Source organism: Pedococcus aerophilus (assembly GCF_039532215.1).
In the GTDB taxonomy this organism is placed as follows: Bacteria; Actinomycetota; Actinomycetes; order Actinomycetales; family Dermatophilaceae; genus Pedococcus; species Pedococcus aerophilus.
Genome location: NZ_BAAARN010000001.1, coordinates 465,033 through 484,024, shown reverse-complemented (window position 1 = coordinate 484,024; position 18,992 = coordinate 465,033). Strand labels below are relative to the sequence as shown.

22 protein-coding genes are annotated in these 18,992 nt (G+C 71.0%); 16 read left to right on the top strand and 6 right to left on the bottom strand.

Annotated elements, in window-relative coordinates:
• Nucleotides 1-17 precede the first annotated feature (17 nt).
• Nucleotides 18-446, bottom strand: a complete 429-nt coding sequence (locus ABD286_RS02280) for a PNPOx family protein (protein WP_344189869.1) — start codon at nt 444-446, stop codon at nt 18-20.
• Between the two features lie 152 nt (nt 447-598).
• Between ABD286_RS02280 and ABD286_RS02275 the strand changes: the two genes are divergently transcribed.
• Both ABD286_RS02275 and ABD286_RS02270 read left to right on the top strand, forming a co-directional pair.
• Nucleotides 599-2,140 carry an AMP-binding protein gene (locus ABD286_RS02275; RefSeq protein ID WP_344189867.1) on the top strand — a complete coding sequence of 514 codons (1,542 nt, stop codon included), beginning with the start codon at nt 599-601 and terminating at the stop codon, nt 2,138-2,140.
• Between the two features lie 133 nt (nt 2,141-2,273).
• Nucleotides 2,274-3,260 carry an LLM class flavin-dependent oxidoreductase gene (locus tag ABD286_RS02270; protein WP_344189865.1) on the top strand — a complete coding sequence of 329 codons (987 nt, stop codon included), beginning with the start codon at nt 2,274-2,276 and terminating at the stop codon, nt 3,258-3,260.
• 15 nt (nt 3,261-3,275) lie between these two features.
• Here ABD286_RS02270 and ABD286_RS02265 read toward each other — a convergent pair whose 3' ends face one another.
• On the bottom strand, nt 3,276-4,253 hold the full coding sequence (locus ABD286_RS02265; RefSeq protein WP_344189863.1) for a TIGR03619 family F420-dependent LLM class oxidoreductase: 978 nt from the start codon (nt 4,251-4,253) through the stop codon (nt 3,276-3,278).
• A gap of 51 nt (nt 4,254-4,304) precedes the next feature.
• Between ABD286_RS02265 and ABD286_RS02260 the strand changes: the two genes are divergently transcribed.
• The 3 genes from ABD286_RS02260 (at nt 4,305) to ABD286_RS02250 (ending at nt 5,713) form a co-directional block, all read left to right on the top strand.
• Nucleotides 4,305-5,204, top strand: coding sequence for an NAD-dependent epimerase/dehydratase family protein (locus tag ABD286_RS02260; RefSeq protein ID WP_344189861.1), 900 nt, complete (start codon nt 4,305-4,307; stop codon nt 5,202-5,204).
• A gap of 111 nt (nt 5,205-5,315) precedes the next feature.
• On the top strand, nt 5,316-5,495 hold the full coding sequence (locus ABD286_RS02255) for a hypothetical protein (protein ID WP_344189859.1): 180 nt from the start codon (nt 5,316-5,318) through the stop codon (nt 5,493-5,495).
• Between the two features lie 47 nt (nt 5,496-5,542).
• On the top strand, nt 5,543-5,713 hold the full coding sequence (locus ABD286_RS02250; protein WP_344189857.1) for a hypothetical protein: 171 nt from the start codon (nt 5,543-5,545) through the stop codon (nt 5,711-5,713).
• Nucleotides 5,714-5,732: 19 nt separating this feature from the next.
• Here ABD286_RS02250 and ABD286_RS02245 read toward each other — a convergent pair whose 3' ends face one another.
• Entirely contained in the window at nt 5,733-5,978 is a 246-nt protein-coding gene (locus tag ABD286_RS02245; RefSeq protein WP_344189855.1) for a three-helix bundle dimerization domain-containing protein, read from the bottom strand.
• Nucleotides 5,979-6,100: 122 nt separating this feature from the next.
• Nucleotides 6,101-7,237 (bottom strand): DUF3500 domain-containing protein, encoded by a 1,137-nt coding sequence (locus tag ABD286_RS02240; protein ID WP_344189853.1) that lies wholly within the window; start codon nt 7,235-7,237, stop codon nt 6,101-6,103.
• A 48-nt stretch (nt 7,238-7,285) separates the two neighbouring features.
• Between ABD286_RS02240 and ABD286_RS02235 the strand changes: the two genes are divergently transcribed.
• From ABD286_RS02235 to ABD286_RS02200, 8 genes are all read left to right on the top strand, one after another.
• Complete coding sequence (locus tag ABD286_RS02235; protein ID WP_344189851.1) at nt 7,286-7,606, top strand: putative quinol monooxygenase; 321 nt, start codon at nt 7,286-7,288, stop codon at nt 7,604-7,606.
• Nucleotides 7,599-9,275, top strand: coding sequence for an amidohydrolase (locus ABD286_RS02230; RefSeq protein ID WP_344189849.1), 1,677 nt, complete (start codon nt 7,599-7,601; stop codon nt 9,273-9,275). Before ABD286_RS02235 ends, ABD286_RS02230 begins: the two co-directional genes overlap by 8 nt.
• Nucleotides 9,276-9,361: 86 nt before the next feature.
• Nucleotides 9,362-10,198, top strand: a complete 837-nt coding sequence (locus ABD286_RS02225) for a pyruvate, water dikinase regulatory protein (RefSeq protein WP_344189847.1) — start codon at nt 9,362-9,364, stop codon at nt 10,196-10,198.
• The gene (ppsA, locus tag ABD286_RS02220; RefSeq protein WP_344189845.1) at nt 10,195-12,570 is read left to right on the top strand and encodes a phosphoenolpyruvate synthase; all 2,376 of its coding nucleotides are present in this window, start codon (nt 10,195-10,197) and stop codon (nt 12,568-12,570) included. Before ABD286_RS02225 ends, ppsA begins: the two co-directional genes overlap by 4 nt.
• On the top strand, nt 12,567-12,911 hold the full coding sequence (locus ABD286_RS02215) for a DUF2200 domain-containing protein (protein WP_344189843.1): 345 nt from the start codon (nt 12,567-12,569) through the stop codon (nt 12,909-12,911). The genes ppsA and ABD286_RS02215 overlap by 4 nt, the downstream gene beginning before the upstream one ends.
• A 21-nt stretch (nt 12,912-12,932) precedes the next feature.
• Nucleotides 12,933-13,376 (top strand): iron chaperone, encoded by a 444-nt coding sequence (locus ABD286_RS02210; protein WP_344189841.1) that lies wholly within the window; start codon nt 12,933-12,935, stop codon nt 13,374-13,376.
• A 57-nt stretch (nt 13,377-13,433) separates the two neighbouring features.
• Nucleotides 13,434-14,018, top strand: a complete 585-nt coding sequence (locus ABD286_RS02205) for a 1-acyl-sn-glycerol-3-phosphate acyltransferase (RefSeq protein WP_344189839.1) — start codon at nt 13,434-13,436, stop codon at nt 14,016-14,018.
• Between the two features lie 120 nt (nt 14,019-14,138).
• On the top strand, nt 14,139-14,414 hold the full coding sequence (locus tag ABD286_RS02200) for a hypothetical protein (protein ID WP_344189837.1): 276 nt from the start codon (nt 14,139-14,141) through the stop codon (nt 14,412-14,414).
• Between the two features lie 2 nt (nt 14,415-14,416).
• On the opposite strand, the gene ABD286_RS02195 is transcribed toward ABD286_RS02200, so the two are convergent.
• Complete coding sequence (locus ABD286_RS02195) at nt 14,417-15,100, bottom strand: aminoglycoside phosphotransferase family protein (RefSeq protein ID WP_344189835.1); 684 nt, start codon at nt 15,098-15,100, stop codon at nt 14,417-14,419.
• Nucleotides 15,101-15,430: 330 nt separating this feature from the next.
• On the opposite strand from ABD286_RS02195, the gene ABD286_RS02190 reads away from it, so the two are divergent.
• Nucleotides 15,431-16,918: a carboxylesterase/lipase family protein gene (locus ABD286_RS02190; RefSeq protein ID WP_344189833.1), complete on the top strand. Its 1,488-nt coding sequence runs from the start codon at nt 15,431-15,433 to the stop codon at nt 16,916-16,918.
• On the opposite strand, the gene ABD286_RS02185 is transcribed toward ABD286_RS02190, so the two are convergent.
• Nucleotides 16,891-17,943 (bottom strand): helix-turn-helix transcriptional regulator, encoded by a 1,053-nt coding sequence (locus tag ABD286_RS02185; protein WP_344189831.1) that lies wholly within the window; start codon nt 17,941-17,943, stop codon nt 16,891-16,893. The genes ABD286_RS02190 and ABD286_RS02185 overlap by 28 nt on opposite strands.
• 62 nt (nt 17,944-18,005) lie before the next feature.
• On the opposite strand from ABD286_RS02185, the gene ABD286_RS02180 reads away from it, so the two are divergent.
• Both ABD286_RS02180 and ABD286_RS02175 read left to right on the top strand, forming a co-directional pair.
• Nucleotides 18,006-18,629, top strand: coding sequence for a mycothiol transferase (locus ABD286_RS02180; protein ID WP_344189829.1), 624 nt, complete (start codon nt 18,006-18,008; stop codon nt 18,627-18,629).
• A 35-nt stretch (nt 18,630-18,664) separates the two neighbouring features.
• Nucleotides 18,665-18,952 carry a DUF1905 domain-containing protein gene (locus tag ABD286_RS02175; protein ID WP_344189827.1) on the top strand — a complete coding sequence of 96 codons (288 nt, stop codon included), beginning with the start codon at nt 18,665-18,667 and terminating at the stop codon, nt 18,950-18,952.
• The last annotated feature ends 40 nt before the right edge of the window (nt 18,953-18,992 follow it).

Here is an 18,992-nt window from a genome sequence, read left to right as displayed (position 1 = left end):
CGGGAGGGGCGTGGAGGTCAGTCCTCGCTCGCCGCCCACCCGGTGACCGCGACGATGCGGCAGACGAGCACGCGGTGGAAGGGCTTGTCGGCGTACTGCGGCACCGTGCCCGCGAGGCGGTCCGCCAGCTCATCGGTCAGTGACGCGGGTGGGTCCGGCACGTGCTCGAGCTGGGCGCGCACCCACCACAACCTCGACCAGTCCTCGGCGTCCCACCGTTCGATGAGCAGTGAGCCCCGCGGGTCGGCGTCGAGGTTGTCCTCGCGCTGCAGCCGTGAGGACGTCTTGGGCTTGACCTTGTCGATCGGCACACCGACGTGCCCGTCCCCGCTCACGGCATACACGACTGGTTGGGGGTCGGGGCCGCGCCGCGGGTGCAGGGTGCACAGCACCCCGTGGACGTGCTCGCCCAGCCGTGCTCGTGCGGTGTCCTCGTCCAGCTTCATGGCTCAGGCTCCTCCGGGGTGCTCTCGGGCGCGGGGTGCTTGCGTGCGTGCCCTGCCAGCCTCACCCATCCCGGCCGCGCGAACAATCACGCCTTCCTCAACGCTGCCGGGAGGACCTTGACGCACCGACGACCGCCGGAGAGGTTGTCAGCATGAACCTCGCCAGCTGGGTGGAGCGGCACGGACGCGACCTGCGGGACCGACCGGCGATCGCCGTGGGCGACCGGACCCACGCGACGTGGGCAGAGTTCGCCGCCACCGTCGCCGCCGTCGCGACGGGGTTCCGCGAGCAGCTCGGCCTGGAGCCGGGGGACCGGGTCGCCATCGTCATGGCGAACCGTCCGGAGTACCTCGAGGCGATGTATGGGGCGTGGCGCGCCGGGCTGGTCGCCGTGCCCGTCAACGCGCGCCTGCACCGCGACGAGATCGCCTACATCCTCGAGCACAGCGGGACCAGGGCCGTGATCACGGACGAGGCGCACGCCGGTGACGTCGAGTCCCTCGTCTCGCAGGTCGACCGCGTCGAGACCTCGGTGCGGGTCCCCGGCCCGCAGTGGGACGAGCTCACCGGTATGGCGCCGTCGGCGCAGGTGGACCGTGCGCCGGACGACGCGGCGTGGCTCTTCTACACGAGCGGCACCACCGGGCGCCCCAAGGGAGCGACACTCACGCACCGCAACCTCCTCATGGCGTCGTTGAGCTACTTCGCCGACATCGACCCGGTGTCGTCCCGGGACAGCGTCCTGCTCGCGGCGCCCCTGTCGCACGGCGCGGGCCTCTACGGACTGCCGCACGTCGCCCGCGGTGCGGTCAGCGTCTTCCCGACGGAGAGCACCCTCGACGGCGCAGAGCTGGTGTCCCTGCTGACGCGCTGGCCGGGGATGTCCTTCTTCGCCGCGCCCATCATGGTGCGACGGCTCGCGGGCGACCCCTCGGTGGTGGGCGCCGACCTGTCGGGCCTCAAGACCATCGTCTACGGCGGCGCGCCGATGTACCTCACCGACCTCGAGGACGCCCTGACGACCTTCGGGCCGCGCCTGGCCCAGATCTACGGGCAGGGCGAGACCCCGATGACCATCACCGGGCTGTCCAAGGCCGACCACGCCGACCGAGCCCATCCCCGGTGGCACGAACGCCTGCAGAGCGTGGGCTTCCCGCGCACCGACGTGGAGGTGCGCGTCGTGGACGCGGACGACCGCGAGGTGCCGGCGGGGGAGGTGGGCGAGGTGCTCGTCCGGGGCGACGTGGTGATGTCGGGCTACTGGAACCAGCCCGACGAGACCGCCGAGACGCTGCGCGGCGGCTGGCTGCACACCGGTGACATGGGCAGCTTCGACGACGACGGCTACCTCACGCTGCGCGACCGCTCCAAGGACCTCATCATCAGCGGTGGCCTGAACATCTACCCCCGTGAGGTGGAGGAGGCCCTGCTCACCCACCCCGGCGTCCAGGCCGTCGCCGTCGTCGGACGCCAGGACCCGGACTGGGGGGAGGCGGTGGTGGCGTTCGTCGTCGTCGATGGTGACCAGCCGCCGACCGAGGAGCTCGACCGGGCGTGCCTGGACCGCATCGCCAGGTTCAAGCGGCCCAAGGAGTACCACTTCGTCGAGTCGTTGCCGACGAACAACTACGGCAAGGTGCTCAAGCGCGAGCTCCGCTCGCGACTCGCGGAGGACGTCGCCGGGCAGCGTTGAGCAAACCATGAGCAGCGTTGGCCTTGTGGGTCGTTCGGCAGATTCGGTTAGGTCGACACAAGGGCCAGGCCGGGCGTGTCGCCCACTCCCGGTCGCCGCCGGCCGTGACCGCACCCGAGGAGATGTGTGACCGATGAAGCTCGCCCTCTACCTGCCCACCTTCCGCGACCACGTGACGGTCAAGGAGCTCGCCGACCTCACCGACCTGGCCGAGGAGCTCGAGTTCGACTCCGTCTGGACCCTGGACCGGGTCATCGTGCCCGAGGCCTCGGACCGCGGTGAGCTGCAGTACCCGTTCGGGATGATGGAGCAGTTCCCCCTGCAGATGCCGGTGCAGTCCAAGGGCAAGTGGTTCCAGGGCTGGCCGCTGCTGCCATGGCTCGCCGCCCGCACCGAGAAGGTGCGCATCGGCATGAGCATCACGGACACGCCCTACCGGTCCCCGGGCGTCTTCGCCGCGGAGTGCGCGACCATCGACCACCTCTCCAACGGCCGGCTCAACGTCGGGGTGGGTGCGGGGTGGATGCCCGAGGAGTTCGCCGCCGCCAGCGCCACCCACCTGTTCCCGCGCCGGCACGCCCACGTGCGCGAGACGATCGAGATCTGCCAGGGCATCTGGCAGAACGAGATCTTCGAGTACCACGGTGAGTTCGCCGACTTCGGACCGTCCGGCTTCGGCCACCAGCCCGTGCAGAAGCCCGGGCCGCCGATCTTCTTCAGCGGACTCAAGGACCCCAAGCGGTCAGCGCGACGCGTGGCGAAGTACGGCCTGGCCGGCTGGATCGGCATCCAGGACACGCCCCGCGAGCTCGCCGAGTGGCGCGCAGCCATCGCCGAGGAGCTCGAGGCGCTCGGCAAGTCCATCGACGACCTCGAGATGAGCAGCATGATCTGGTTCACCATCACCGACACCGAGGTCGACCAGACCGACAACCGCAAGCTCACCAACATCCTCGTCGGCACCGAGCAGCAGATCACCGACCGGCTCAAGAGCTACAAGGAGGCCGGCCTCACGATGCCGCTCATCTGGCCGCCGTTCGCCGACGTGCCGGTGTCGAAGACGCTCGACGACCTCAAGCGGCTGAAGAACGACATCATGCCCAAGGTCGAGGCCTCCTGAGGCCCACCAGACCCGTCACCAGGTGGCCGGGGCCAGCGCGTCCATGACGCGATCGGCCTCGGCCACCGCCGTGCCTGCGTCGACGTCCGGCGAGCCGACCCGGGGCGAGAAGTTCAGGTCGACGAAGACCTCGGTGACGCCCCGGCCCCGCAGCGCGGCGAGGTCCTCGAGGACCTGGTCCCGCGTGCCGTGGAACGGTCTGCGTCCCGGGCCGGGGTCGACGTCGACGAGGTCCACGAGGGCCCGCACGAGGACCCGCACCGCGTCGGCGTCACGGCCTGCGTCACGGGCGCCCTCGCGCACGAGCTCGATCGACCGGGACACCTGGTCGAGGTCCTGGCGACTGCTGCTGATCCACCCCTGCGCCAGGCGTCCCGCGCGGCGCAGGGCCGCCGGTGCGGAGCCGCCCAGGAGCACGGGCGGATGGGGACTCTGGAGCGGTCTGGGGCCGAACCGCGAACGAGGCACCGTGTAGAACTCGCCGTCGAACTCGACGGGGTCCTGGGTCCACAGTGCGTGCAGGCAGCCCAGGTACTCCTCCATCCGCGGGCCGCGCCGCTCCCGCGGCACTCCCGCGGCGGCATACTCCTCCGGCATCCAGCCGATGCCGAGACCGACGGTGAGCCGCCCACCGGCGAGGTGGTCGAGCGTGGCCATCGCCTTGGCGAGCACCGCCGGCGGGGTGAACGGTGCGCACACCGTCGCCGTGCCGAGCCCGATCCGTGCGGTGTGGCCCGCGACGAGGGCGAGGGGGAGGAGCGGGTCGTGCACGGACCGGTATGCCGCGTCGTCGGCCGGGCGCGCCCCCGGGTTGTTCGCGGCATCGAATGACGGGTCGTGCGGAGCGACCGGTGACAGGACCCGCTGGAACGTCCACAGCGACGCGTAGCCGAGCTCCTCCGCCCGGCGGGCGACGTGCAGCATCGTCGTCGGGGCGGCCCAGCTGCCCGACACCGGCAGCCCGAACCCGAGCAGCGGCATACCCTCGTCCACGCCCTCACCCTGCCACCAGCCGGGTCACCGCGCCCGTGGTTGGATCGCAGCATGCGGATCTTCTTCACCGGCGGCAGCGGCAAGGCCGGTCGGCACGTGGCACCCTTCCTCGCGGCCCAGGGGCACGAGGTCACCAACGCCGACCTCGTCCCGCTCGGTGACCCGACGGTCGCGGACCTCCAGGTCGACCTCACCGACCTCGGCGAGACGTACTCCGCCATGGCGGGCCTCGCGACGATGGACGAGCTGGAGCACCGGGGGACCCCGCGCTACGACGCCGTCGTCCACTTCGCTGCGGTGCCGCGGATCCTGCTCACCTCGGACGCGAAGACCTACGCCACCAACGTGCTCAGCACCTACAACGTCATCGAGGCCGCGACCCGCCTCGGCATCGGCAAGGTCGTGTTCGCGTCGTCCGAGACGACCTACGGCATCTGCTTCGCCCAGGGGGAGCGGCGGCCCGAGTACCTGCCGGTGGACGAGGAGCACCCGACGGTGCCCGAGGACTCGTACGCCATGTCGAAGGTGGCGGGCGAGGTCACGGCGCGGTCGTTCCAGGCCCGCACCGGGGCGGACGTGTACGGCCTGCGGATCAACAACGTCATCGAGCCGCACGAGTACGCCGAGCTGTTCCCCGACTTCCTCGCCGACCCGGCGCTGCGACGACGGAACATCTTCGCCTACATCGATGCCCGTGACCTCGGCCAGATGGTGCAGCGGTGCCTCGAGGTCGACGGGCTGGGGTACGAGGTGTTCAACGTCGCGAACGCCGACCTCTCCGTCGCCGCGACGACCGATGACGTCCGCGCACAGTTCTACGACGGGGTGCCGGTGCGCCGCGAGCTCGGCCGGGACGAGACGTTCTACTCGATCCAAAAGGCCCGGGCGCTGCTCGGCTTCGAGCCCGCGCACTCCTGGCGCGACGTGCTGCCCGACCCGGGACGGGCGTAGCGGTCGAGCCGCGAGCGAGGGGTCGGTGAGCGCGCGGCGGTCGCGGCTCGGCGCGATGAGACGCCTGCTGCCCGAGTTGCCGCCCCTGCCGGCGCCACCAAGGATGGAGCCATGTGGGTTCTCATCAGCCGTCGGCTGCGTCTCTGGGTCATTGCGACCATCGCCGTTCCCGTGATCGGCTGGGCCCTCGGCACCGCCGGTCGCCAGCTCGAGCATCGGCGCGGTCAGTCCCGTGCCTCGCGGCTGCTCCTCAGCGGGAGCGAGCGGCTGCGTCGGCACCGCCGCCGCTGACCCAACTGGGTCTGGACACGCGGCCGGGGACGTCGCACGCTTGAGCCATGAGCTGGTGGATGGTGCTGGCGTGGGTGGCGGTCCTCGTGGGCGTCGTGGGTTTCGCCCTCGGGCTGCGGGACAGTCGTCGCAACGACGACGTCGAACGTGGTCTGGTCGTCTGGATGGCACTCGCGTGGCTCGGGGTCGCCGCTCTCGTGGGGACCGAGATCGCCTGACCCCGCCTGCGCGGCAGGCTCAGGCGGAGACCGGGGTCCGACGGGTCCGTGGTCGGGTCGGCTCGGCGATCACCGGGAGCGAGCGGAGCCGGTCGGTGCTGGCCCGCTGCACGAGGAGCGGGACGTAGTCGCGGACAGGCCCGTCGAACGTCTGGTGGACCTCGTCGACGACCGCGCGCACCATCGCCGGGTCGATGGAGGGGAACTTCGCCAGGAGGCTGTCGATGACCTGCTCGAGCGCGTGTGCCTCGTCGATGGTGGACATGACAGAAGCGTGCTCCTGGGTGGTGCCCTCCGCAAGGGTGGGGAGAGGGATCTCGCCAGTCGGCGCCACCCGGTCCGCGGACCGCGACCCCGCGGGCCGGTAGGCAGGTCAGGCTCCGTCGCTCAGTGGTGGGCGCCGCGGTGCCGGGCCAGCACGTCGAGACCGAAGTCGGACGCGGGGTCGCGCCACACCGAGTGGGCGTGGTTGGCGTCCCGCTGGGTGTTGTCCCACTCGATGAGCAGGCGGGGGCCCTGCACCCGGTAGTAGTGCGGCCGTCCCGGCTCTGTCGGCCCCGCCCACGCGAAGTGCACCTCGTCGAGGGCTGCGTCGTCGTAGTCGGACAGCGGCGAGGCGCTCTCCGGCACGCGGTCGAAGTAGGTGCCGAGCAGCGCGGTCAGCAGCTCGCGCTGCCCGTGGTCGAGGTCGCGCCCGGAGACACCCTTGGGCGCGGTCGTGTACTCCACGGTGCGGTGGTCGTCCGGCGTCAGCCCGGCTGCGTCGTCGATGCGGTCGCTCAGTGCCTGCAGTTTGGCCTGCTCGGTCTCGTCGGAGAAGCGTTCGTCGCGCCAGACACTGGCGAGTGGGATGACCTGGTCACCCTCGGCGACGGTGCTGCGGTTGGCCGTGACGAAGTCCGACGGTGCCTTGTCGAGCAGGACGGCCCGAGCCCGCAGCTCTGCCGGCAGGGAGCGGACCAGCTCGCGGCCGAGGTCCTCCACCCGAGCGAGCGGTCGGGCCACGGCGCCACCGAGCAGCGGTGCGGACGCCGGGTCGGCGCCCATGAAGCACGGGGTGGTCGCGACGAGCTCACCGTCCACGACGAGGTTGTTGAGCGAGACGTGGTGGCCCCCGAATCGCCACCCCCACGGTGCGTCGCCGTCGGGCTCGCCGAAGACGCGCAGGTAGTACAGGCCGGGATCGCGCCCGCGCTCCCGGTCGAACCGGGTCACGAAACCCTCGACCCGGTCGAGGATGTTCTCCAGCCCCATCGTCGTCGCGATGGTGACGTAGCCGGCCATCGAGAGCCCGGTCGCGACCAGCGCCATGGCCGCGCGCTGCTGCGCGGGACGCTGCTCGTGGACCGTGAGGCCACCGTGGTCGGTGGGGGTGTAGAACCAGCGCCGCCGCTCGGCGTCGACCTGGTCGTCGTCGTCCGGGGCGGCCCACTGGGCGACGGCTCGCTGCTCAGAAGTCAATGACCCCAACCAGTTAGACGCGGCCTCGGCCATCTCGGCGGCTGTCTGGTGGCGAGGACCCATAGGACTTATCGTGACTGAACCACCGACCCTCGTCCACCGGGAGAGACCATGACCACGCCCACCGATGACAACCGCGACCTGCTGACGGTCGTCGCGTACATGAGGGCCGCGGAGGGGAAGACCGAGGAGCTCCGAGCGGCGCTGGAGGCCCTGGTCGAGCCGACCAGCAAGGAGGAGGGCTACGTCAACTACGACCTCCACCAAGGGGTCGAGGACCCGAGCTTCTTCACCTTCTACGAGAACTGGCACTCCGGTGAGCACCTCGACGCCCACCTCGGGGCACCCCACCTCGTCGACTTCGCCGGCCGGATGGGCGACCTCCTCGACGAGAACGGCCTGACCGTCAACCGCGTGCGCCGGATTGCCTGAGCCGGTCTCCCGGACCGGTCCCCGCGCAGCGGCGACCGGTCCGGCGGACCTGGTCCTGCGCGACGCACCCCTCTACCGCCGGGGTGCCTGGGACGGCGACCGGGTCGCCGTCCGAGACGGCGTCATCGTCGGTGTGGGCGACGAACGCAGCATCGAGCACCTCGTCGGACCCCGCACCGAGGTGCGGAGCCTGGCGGGTCGCTGGCTGCTGCCCGCCTTCCACGACGCCCACGTCCACCCGGTCGCCGGTGGGCTGGAGATGGGGCAGTGCAACCTCACCGAGGTCACCACCCTCGCCGACTACCAACGGCTCGTCGGGGCGTATGCGGCCGAGCACCCGGACCTCGAGTGGGTCACCGGTGGTGGGTGGTCCATGACGTCGTTCCCGGGCGGGGTGCCACGGGCGGCGGACCTCGACGCGGTCGTCGCCGACCGCCCGGTGTACCTCCCCAACCGCGACCACCACTCGGCGTGGGTCAACAGCCGCGCCCTCGAGCTCGCGGGGATCGACGAGCACACCCCCGATCCCGGCGACGGCCGCATCGAACGTGACGCGCGGGGGCGGCCCACCGGTGCGCTCCACGAGGGAGCCATGGCCCTGGTCGGTCGGCTGGTCCCCGCCCCGACCTCGCACGAGCTGCGCGAGGGCCTGCGCACCGCTCAGCGCCACCTCGCGTCGCTCGGCATCGTCGGCTGGCAGGACGCGCTCGTGGGCGAGGCGCTGGGCATGCAGGACACCCTCGACACCTACGTCGACGCGGTGGCCCGGGGAGAGCTGCACGCCAAGGTGGTGCTGGCGCTGTGGTGGGACCGGTCGCGTGGCCTCGAACAGCTCCCCGACCTGCTGCACCGACGTGAGCTCGCTGCGTCCGCCGGCTTGCGTGCCACGAGCATCAAGATCATGCAGGACGGTGTCTGCGAGACGCACACGGCGGCCTTGCTCGAGTCCTACCTCGGCACCGACGGCCGTCCCACGGGCAACCACGGGCTGTCCTTCATCGACCGCGGTGACCTCGCGGCATACGTCACGGCCTTGGATGCGCAGGACTTCCAGGTGCACCTGCACGCGCTCGGGGACCGGGCCGTCCGGGACAGCCTCGACGCGATCGCCCACGCCGCAGACGTCAACGGACGCAGGGGCAACCGCCACCACCTCGCCCACCTCCAGGTCGTCCACGAGGACGACGTGCCGCGCTTCGCGGACCTCGACGTCACCGCCAACGCCCAGCCGTTGTGGGCCTGCCGCGACGAGGCCGTCGAGGAGCTCACCCTGCCGTTCCTCCCGACGTCGATGTGGGACCGGCAGTACGTCTTCGGCTCGCTGCTGCGGGCCGGTGCCCGGCTGGCCTGCGGCAGCGACTGGCCGATCAGCTCGGCCGACCCGCTCGAGGGGATGCACGTGGCCGTCAACCGCCGTGAGCCCGGCGATCCCGGTGCCGATACGCTCCTGCCAGCGGAGGCACTGACGATCCAGCAGGCCATCGCCGGCTACACCACGGGGGCCGCCCGCGTGAACGGGCTCGAGGACGTGACGGGTCGGATCGAGGTGGGGTACGCCGCAGACCTCGTTGCCCTGGACGGTGACATCCTCGGTGGGGACGGGAGCGCGATCGCGGACCTGAGCGTCACCCACACCTTCGCGGACGGCCGCGAGGTCCACCCAGGGTGACGCCCTGCTCACGATCCGCACCGGCACGGCATGATGGGCGCGCAACGGTGCACGGCGCGGTCAGGACCTCGCCGGAAAGGAGCGCAATGGAGCGTGGACCGATCCCGGTGTTCTTCCTGTCCGACAGCACGGGGATCAGCGCGGAGACGATGGGCAACGCCCTGCTCATCCAGTTCCCCGACCTGATCTTCGAGCGCCGGCTCATCCCCTTCATCGCCACCGCCGAGGAGGCGCGCAAGGTCGTCGCCGTCCTCGACGAGGCCATGGACGGACCGGTGACCCCGCTGGCCTTCACGACCGCCGCGACCGACGAAGTCCGGGAGGTCCTGCGCACGTCGCGGGTCCCGATCATCGACTTCTTCGAGATGCACATGGAGAAGGTCGAGTCGATCCTCGGCGCCTCGGGCGCCCGGGTCGCCGCCCGGCTGCACGGCGTCGGCGACATCAAGCGCTACAACTCCCGCATGCAGGCCATCGAGTTCGCCATCGAGCACGACGACGGCCAGAGCCTGCGTGCGCTCGACCGCGCCGAGGTGATCCTCGTGGCGCCCTCGCGGTGCGGCAAGACCCCGACGACGATGTACCTCGCGCTCCAGCACGGTGTCTTCGTCGCCAACTACCCGCTGCTCGACGAGGACCTCGAGACGACCAACCTGCCCCGGCCCATCGCCGAGCTCGGCGACCGCTGCTTCGGCCTGATCGCCACCCCCGCGCGGCTGAGCGAGGTCCGCCAGCAGCGCCGTCCGAACTCGCCGTACGCGTCGCTCGAGCAGTGCACCAAAGAGCTCCGGCGAGCCGACGCGCTCTACAAGGCGAACGGCATACCCGTCATCAACTCCACCACCCGCTCGGTGGAGGAGATGTCCACCCTCATCCTGCAGACCCTCGGATCTCGCCCCTCCCTCGAAGGAAGTCGCCCATGACCAACGTGCTGTGGTTCTCCACCCTCGGAATGAAGGACATCGACCAGGTGGGCGGCAAGAACGCCTCGCTCGGAGAGATGGTGAGCAACCTGTCGGAGGCAGGCGTGCGCGTGCCGGACGGCTTCGCGACGACCGCGGACGCGTACCGGCGCTTCATCGAGCAGAAGGGCCTCGCGCAGACCATCGTCGGGCTGATGAAGGACCTCGACAGCGAGGACGTCATCGCGCTGTCCGACGTGGGTCGGAAGGTCCGCGAGGCGATCATCGAGCAGGCGCTGCCGGAGGACGTGGAGGCCGACATCCGGGCGGCGTACGACCAGCTCGTGGCCGACAACGACGAGGCGTCCTTCGCCGTGCGCTCGAGCGCCACCGCCGAGGACCTGCCCGACGCGTCGTTCGCCGGCCAGCAGGAGACCTTCCTCAACATCCGCGGGATCGACGCCGTCCTCCAGGCGGTCAAGGAGGTGTATGCGTCGCTGTACAACGACCGCGCCATCGCCTACCGCGTGCACCACGGTTTCGAGCACGAGGACGTGGCCCTGTCTGCCGGTGTGCAGCGCATGGTGCGCTCCGACGTCGGTGCCTCGGGCGTGATGTTCACCATGGACACCGAGTCCGGCTTCGACGACGCCGTCTTCATCACCTCGTCCTACGGTCTCGGTGAGGCCGTCGTCCAGGGCGCGGTCAACCCCGACGAGTTCTACGTCTACAAGCCCGGACTGCGCGCCGGTCGCCCGGCCATCCTCAAACGCGGCGTCGGCGGTAAGGCGACCAAGATGGTCTACACCTCCGACGCGGCGGTGGGGCGCACGACGGAGTTCGTCGACGTGGACCCGGCCGATCAGCCGCTGCTCAGCCTCACCGACGCCGAGGTCGAGGAGCTGGCCCGGCACGCGCTGGTCATCGAGGACCACTACGGCCGGCCCATGGACATCGAGTGGGGCAAGGACGGCACCGACGGCCAGCTCTACATCCTCCAGGCACGCCCGGAGACGGTGAAGTCGCGGCAGTCGGCCACGACGATCTCGCGCTACCGCATCAACGAGAAGGGACCGCTGCTCGTCGAGGGCAGGGCGATCGGGCAGAAGGTCGGCGCCGGGGCCGTGCGAGTGCTCAAGTCGGCGGACCAGATGCGCGACTTCAACGCCGGTGAGGTCCTCGTCGCCGACATGACCGACCCCGACTGGGAGCCGATCATGAAGCGGGCCAGCGCGATCGTCACGAACCGCGGTGGCCGCACCTGCCACGCGGCGATCATCGCGCGTGAGCTCGGGATCCCCGCCGTCGTCGGTGCCGGCAACGCCACCAAGGAGCTCGCCGACGGCCGCGAGGTCACCGTGTCCTGCGCCGAGGGCGACACCGGGTACGTCTACGAGGGCCTGCTCGACTTCGCCGTCGAGGAGACCGACATGCAGGCCATGCCCGAGGTGCCGGTCGGGATCATGATGAACGTCGGGACGCCGGACCAGGCGTTCTCCTTCTCGCGCCTGCCGAACGAGGGCGTCGGCCTGGCCCGGCTGGAGTTCATCATCAACCGCCAGATCGGCATCCACCCCAAGGCGCTGCTCGACCACGAGAAGCTGACGGGTGAGGTGCGCGAGAAGGTCGACGCCGCCGTGGCGCCGTACGCGTCGCCGCGGGAGTACTTCGTCCAGCGGGTCGCCGAGGGCGTGGCCACCATCGCCGCGGCGTTCGCGCCCAAGCCGGTCATCGTGCGCATGTCCGACTTCAAGTCGAACGAGTACGCGAACCTCATCGGGGGCGAGCTCTACGAGCCGCACGAGGAGAACCCGATGATCGGGTACCGCGGTGCCTCGCGGTACCTCTCGGAGGAGTTCCGCGAGTGCTTCGCCATGGAGTGCGAGGCGCTGCGCTTCGTCCGCGACGACATGGGCCTCTCCAACGTCAAGGTGATGATCCCGTTCGTCCGCACCGTCACCGAGGCCGAGGGCGTCATCAACCTGCTGGGGGAGAACGGCCTGGTCCGCGGGGAGAACGACCTGTCGGTGATCATGATGTGCGAGCTGCCGTCCAACGCCGTCATCGCCGACCAGTTCCTCGACCACTTCGACGGGTTCTCCATCGGCTCCAACGACATGACGCAGCTGACCCTCGGCCTGGACCGGGACTCGAGCCTCGTGGCTGCCGGCTTCGACGAACGCGACCCTGCCGTGAAGTTCATGCTCGGCACCGCGATCGCGGCCTGCAAGGCGCGGGGCAAGTACGTCGGCATCTGCGGCCAGGGCCCGAGCGACCACCCCGACCTCGCCGACTGGTTGCTCGAGCAGGGGATCGACACGATGTCGCTCAACCCGGACACCGTCGTCGAGACCTGGACCCGTCTCGGGAAGCTGGCCAAGGAGCGGGCATGAGTCGGATCTTCGGGGTCAGCGTCGCCTCGGTGTACCCCCACTACGTCGCCAAGGCGGAGCGCAAGGGCCGCACCAGGGCGGAGGTGGACCAGGTGATCGAGTGGCTCACGGGCTTCGACGGGTCGTCGCTGCAGCACCACCTCGACTCCGGGACGACCTTCGAGGACTTCTTCGCCCAGGCGCGGCTGAACCCGAACGCCTCGCTGATCACGGGGTCGGTCTGCGGCGTGCGCGTGCAGGACGTCGAGGACCCGCTCATGCAGAAGATCCGCTACCTCGACAAGCTCGTCGACGAGCTGGCCAAGGGGAAGGCGATGGACAAGGTCCTGAGATCCAGCTGAACACTCACCAGAGGAGCAGACATGGCCGGCAAGACCACGGAGACCGACGGCTTCACGGCGCAGGAGCGTGCCGCGATGAAGGAGCGGGCCGCCGAGCTGCGCGCGGAGGGCAGGAAGGGGGCCAAGAAGGCAGACGGGTTGCAGGACCTGCTCGAGAAGATCGCGGCGATGGCCCCGGCGGACCGCGCCCTGGCCGAGCGGGTCCACGTCACGGTGAGCGCCACGGCACCAGAGCTGTCGCCGAAGACCTGGTACGGCATGCCCGCGTACGCCAACGACGAGGGGAAGGTCGTGCTGTTCTTCCAGGACTCCGGGAAGTTCAACTACCGGTACTCCACGTTGGGTTTCCAGGACGCTGCGCACCTCGACGACGGCGACATGTGGGCCGCGTCCTTCGCCCTGCTGCGGTGGAGCCCGGCCGTGGAGGAGAAGGTGGTCGAGCTGGTCCGCGCTGCGGTGTCGTGACGCCGTACCCGTAGGTTGTTCCCCTCGGGGCAGACCGCCCCAGGAGAGGACGGGGTCATGAGGAGTCGGCTGGCCAGGGTGGTGCTGCGGCTCGCGCGGTGGACCGCCGTGGGCGACGTGCCCAGGAGCGGGATCCTCGTGGGCGCGCCGCACACCTCCAACTGGGACTTCGTGATGATGCTGCTCATCATGTGGCGCGGCGGGGTCACCCCACGGGTGCTCATCAAGCACTCCCTCTTCAAGGGCCCCTTCGGGTGGCTGCTCACCCGGCTCGGCGGAGTGTCGCTCGACCGCGACAACCCCGGCGCGGTGGTCCGCGACCTCGTGCGCGAGGCGCGCAGCGGCGAGCCCTTCCTGCTGATCCTCGCCGCCGAGGGCACGCGCACCAAGGGTGAGTACTGGAAGTCCGGGTTCTGGCGGATCGCCCGCGAGGCCCACCTCCCGATCGCCCTCGCGTTCATCGACGGTCCGTCGCGCACCGCCGGCTTCGGTCCGACCATCGAGGCGAGCGCCGACGTCGTGGCCGTCATGGACCAGGTGCGCGACTTCTACCGGGACAAAAGGGGCATCCACCCCGAACGGCGCACCGAGCCCAGGCTGCGCGAGGAACGCCGGTCGGGCGGCGGGACGCCTGCCGTCTGAGGGCCGCACCGGGACCCTCCCCACGGCTCCCTCTTGGTCAGGTCGGGAGTCGTCAAGGAGATGGCAAAGGTCCGGCACAACCGCAGGTGGGAGTGCCTGTGGATGTGCCACCGTCGGTCCATGGAGCTGAGAGTCATGGCCGACTGGGACGCCGACCCGGTCTGGAGCAAGCACGGCATGGTCGACCTCGAGACGCTGCCTCTCTCGCCGCGGCTGACGGCCGACCTGCTGGCCTGGGCGCGGCGCTGGGAACACCTGCACGACAAGGGCTTCCGCATCCGTGAGCAGGACTCGTACGCCGCGTGGGTCACCTCGGGTCGTCGACTGTCCCGCGACCTCCAGCTCGAGCTCGGACCGGCCTACGACGTGGAGTACGCCCACGACCACGAGGGCTGACCTCAGACCTGCGCGGCGACCTCGCCGGCGGTGTCGAGGAAGGTCGTGGCCTCGTCCGGGTACCCGTGCCAAGCGAGGTAGAGCCCGGTGGTGACGCGCTCGACGTAGCCCCAGCGCCAGATCCGTTCGGCGTCGGTCCCGGTCACCTCAGCGAGGAAGGTGCAGGCGTCGCGCAGGAGATCGGCACCGGAGCCGACACCCCCGACCTGGTGCTCGTCCTCGGCCGCGCGGTACTCCCGGCAGGCGTCCCGCACGACCACGCCGAGGTCGTAGGCCCGCTCGCCCACGAACCCGTCGGGGTCGATGAGGGCCCACCCCGGACCACGGCGCAGGACATTGCCGGCGTGCGGGTCGCCGTGACAGACCACCTCGGGCTGTTCGGTCGACGCCAGGTCCTGCGCGTAGGACCGGGCCAGGCGCAGGGCGTCCTCATGGCCCTCCCCGTAGCGAGGGCCGAGTTCGTCGAGGATCGCCACGAGGCCGGATGCCTTGCGCGCCAACGGCTTCCCCGACCCGAGCGGAACCTGCCACGCGTCCCGGAGGAGCGGCGCCACCACCGCGGCCTGCTGGCGGAGGCCGGGGTGCTCGCTCCACAGGTCCCCACCGAGCCGCTCGGTCAGCAGCGCACCGACAGACGGGTCCCACGCGAGGACCTCCGCGTACCCGTGACCCGATGCCGCCACCATGACGCCTGCGGCGGCCTCGAGGCCCGGGGGGAGCGGCGACCTTGAGGACGGCGGCACTGCCGTCCGCGCGCACGACGTCGACCGTCGGCATACCGGCTCCGCCGTCGAACCACCCGCGTGGGGTGAGGCCCCAGGCTTCGCACACCGGGCCCAGGTGGGCGGCGAAGTGGGCCACGTCCCCCGACAGGTCCCGGTCGGACAGCTGCCCGCGTCGTCGCGCCTCGTCGAGGGCGTCAGCGACCACGAGGGCGGGGGTCCGGTCGGTGGTCACGGCGTCAGGCTACTGAGCGACACCGTGCCGACCGCCGCGGCGGCTGGTTGGATGAGCAGATGCCTCCCGTCGTGAAGACCACCGGTGGACTCGTGCGCGGCGCCGCCCGCGACGGTGTCGACGCCTACCTCGGAGTCCCGTATGCCGCGCCGGCCGTCGGCGCCGCGCGGTACCGCCTGCCCGAGCCCGTCGTGCCGTGGGAGGGGGAGCGTGACGCGAGCGTCCACGGACCGACGGCGGCCCAGTCGGCCTACCCCAGCCCCATGGACCAGTTCCTGCCGAGCTCGGTCGACCCAGGCGACGACTACCTCAACGTCAGCATCTGGACCCCGTCCGACCGCGGTGAGGCGCTCCCGGTCATGGTCTGGATCCATGGAGGAGCGTTCGTCCGTGGTGCGAACAGCGTTGCCACGTATGACGGTTCGGGGTTTGCCCGGGACGGGGTGGTCCTGGTCTCGGTCAACTACCGGCTCGGGGCGCCGGGGTTCGCGGCGCTCGACGGCGCCCCGACCAACCTCGGGCTGCGGGACCAGGTCGCCGCGCTGGAGTGGGTGCGCGACAACATCGCGGCCTTCGGTGGCCACCCCAAGGACGTGACGATCTTCGGGGAGTCGGCTGGCGGGATGAGCGTCGCGACGCTCATGGCGTCCCCCGCCGCAACCGGTCTGTTCCACCGCGCCATCGTCCAGTCCGGCGGTGGCACGGCTGTGTGCAGCCTGGAGGACGCGCGCCGCGTGGCAGCCGAGCTCGCCGAGCTCCTCGGCGTGCCTCCCACCGCGGAGGCGTTCTCCGCCCTCGACCCGCAGGTCGTGGCTGCGGCGCAGGGGGCCCTCACCCTCGCTGTCCAGTCCGACCCGGACCCGCAGCGCTGGGGACCCTCGGTGCTGCGCGGCGGGCTGGGGATCATGAGCCTGTTCCCGGTCGTCGACGGCGACCTCGTCCCCGGCGTGCCGGCAGACCGTCTTGCGGACGGGGCCGCCGCCGGGGTGCCACTGCTCATCGGTACGACGACCGAGGAGATGCGTCTGTTCATGGTGCCGACGGGGGTCGCCGCGAAGATCACCGCACCGGCGCTGCCATTCCTCGCGACCCGCTACGGCTGGCCCGCCGGTGTCGTCGAGACATACTCCGCGAACCGCCCGGGTGACGCCGCCGGGGACGTCGCCGCAGCCATCCTCACGGACGCAGGCTTTCGCGCCCCCACAGCGCAGGTCGCCTCGGCTCAGCACGCGCAGGGGGCCAGGGTCCACGTGTACGAGTTCGGTTGGCAGACACGGGTGGCCGATCTCGGCGCGTGTCACGCCCTCGAGCTGCCGTTCGTCTTCGACACCCTCGGCGGCGGGTCCGGCATGGTGGGTGAAGGGGCACCGCAGGACGTGGCCGACACGATGCACCGGGCCTGGGTCGACTTCGCCACCACGGGTGACCCGGGCTGGTCGGCCTGGACGCCGGACGAGCCGGTGGTGATGACCTTCGGGGGTTCGTCCAGAGCCTCGTCCTCGGTGGACGGGTGGCCTCGTCAGGACGAGCTCGCGCTCTGGGGGTGACCTGCTGAGACGGTGTCGTGGAGCGCTGCGGCAGCTCCGGCGGAAGCGGGAGTGGTGTCCGGCGCGGGGCTGCCGGCGGCGACGAGGCGCTGGCCGACCGCCCTGGCGACCTCCTGGAGCTCGGTGCAGCCGACGATCGAGAACGGCACCCGCAGGACGGCGAGCTGCTCGGCATACCACCACGGGTTGCTCGTGCTCCCGACCAGACGGGTGGTGTGGCCGTCGACCTCCTCGAGTCGTCCGAGGGCGCGGGGGAGCCAGTGCTCGGCGGTGGCGAGCGGTGCCTCGATGAGGACGTCGGCGGCATACTCCCAACCGGTCGCGAGGTTCTCCTCGAGGAGGGCCACCGCGTCGAGGTCTGCTGGTGGGGTGAAGGCGGCGTCCAGGACCTCGACGCGGGACACCCGGTCCACGCGGTAGGTCCGCACCGCGGACTCTGCGGTCTCGGGGCGGGCCCGGCACAGGAGGTACCAGCGACCGTGCCGCACCACGACGGCCCACGGGTCCACCTCCACGTCCCAGGTTCTCCCCGACTCCGAGTGGTAGGTCACGCGCACCCGTCGGCGGTCGGCGCTGGCGTTCACCAGGGTCGCAGCGGTGGAGGGGTCGGGTCGAGCCGCTGCCCGGTCCGGCGCGGAAGATGCAGTACGTCGTACCGAATCAGCCTGCGCTGCAACCGACTCGGGAAGCGCGCGCACGATCTTGGCCAAGGCGCTGCCCACGGGGTCCGCAGCGTTGCCGGCGTCGTGGTGACCGTCGAGCACCGCCATGACCAGACCAAGGGCCTCGGCCGAGCTGAACGTCAGGGGAGGCAGCCGCAGCCCTCGTCCGACCCGGTAGCCGCCGTACGGACCCCTCGTGGACTCGACGGGGATGCCGGCCTCGCGCAGGGTGCCCACGTACCGGCGGGCTGCGCGTGAGGTGACGCCGAGCCGTTCCCCGAGGCGATCGGCGGTGATGCCGGGGGAGTCGTGCAGCAGCTCGAGGCACAACAGGGCGCGGGCCGTCGGGTTGGTGGTGTCCACCGGCCCAGATTGGCACACGATGCGGAAGTGATCCGTCCGGAACCGTCCCTACCCTCGACACCATGAGCACCGAAGACAGCACCGGGCAGCCGCCGTTGGAGCGGCCATTGGAGTCGGCCGACTGGGAGCCGCCCGCTTGGGAGCCGCCCGCCTGGGAGCCTCCGATGGCCGGGACCGAGGTCGAGCACCTCACCGGGGCGCTCGAGAGACTCCGGACGACGTTCCGGTGGAAGGCGGGCGGTCTCGACGCCGCCGGCCTCGACACCCGCGTGGGGGCGTCGTCGCTCACCCTGGGCGCGCTCCTCAAGCACCTCGCCGCGTGCGAGGACCACATCTTCTCGACCAAGATGAAGGGCGAGCCGATGGGGTCGCCGTGGACCGAGATGGAGCGCAGCGGCGAGGGGTGGGACTTCACCTCGGCGGCCGACGACTCGCCGCAGGAGCTGTACGCCCTGTGGGACGGGGCGGTCGCCCGGTCGCGGGCGACCCTCGCGGCGGCGGTGGCGGAGGGCGGCCTCGAGCAGGAGGTGCACGTGACAGCGCCGGATGGTCGGCACGCCAGTCTCCGTCGCCTCGTCTTCGACCTCGTGGAGGAGTACGGCCGGCACACCGGCCACGCGGACCTGATCCGCGAGTCCGTGGACGGCCTCGTGGGAGAGGACCCGCCGGACGACTGGCGCCCCTGAGCATGGTGATCGTCGACGGTGCCCATCCTGCTGCGATGGAGCTCGAGCTCACCGGCCCGGTGTGGTTCTGGAGAGGACCTTCGCCGTGGCACTTCGTCACCGTGCCCGAGGAGGAGTGCGGGGCGCTGGAGGCGGTGGCCCCACAGGTGAGCTACGGCTGGGGCATGATCCCCGTGCGCGCCCGGATCGGGCCGACGGCCTGGACCACCTCGCTGTTCCCCAAGGATGGTGCGTATGCGGTGCCGTTGAAGTTCGCGGTCCTGCGCGCCGAGGAGATCGAGGTCGGAGACGTCGTGACGATCCACATCGCCGTCGGGGCGTGAGCAGAGCTCTCCTGACCTGGCAGCGATGACTTCCGGCCCC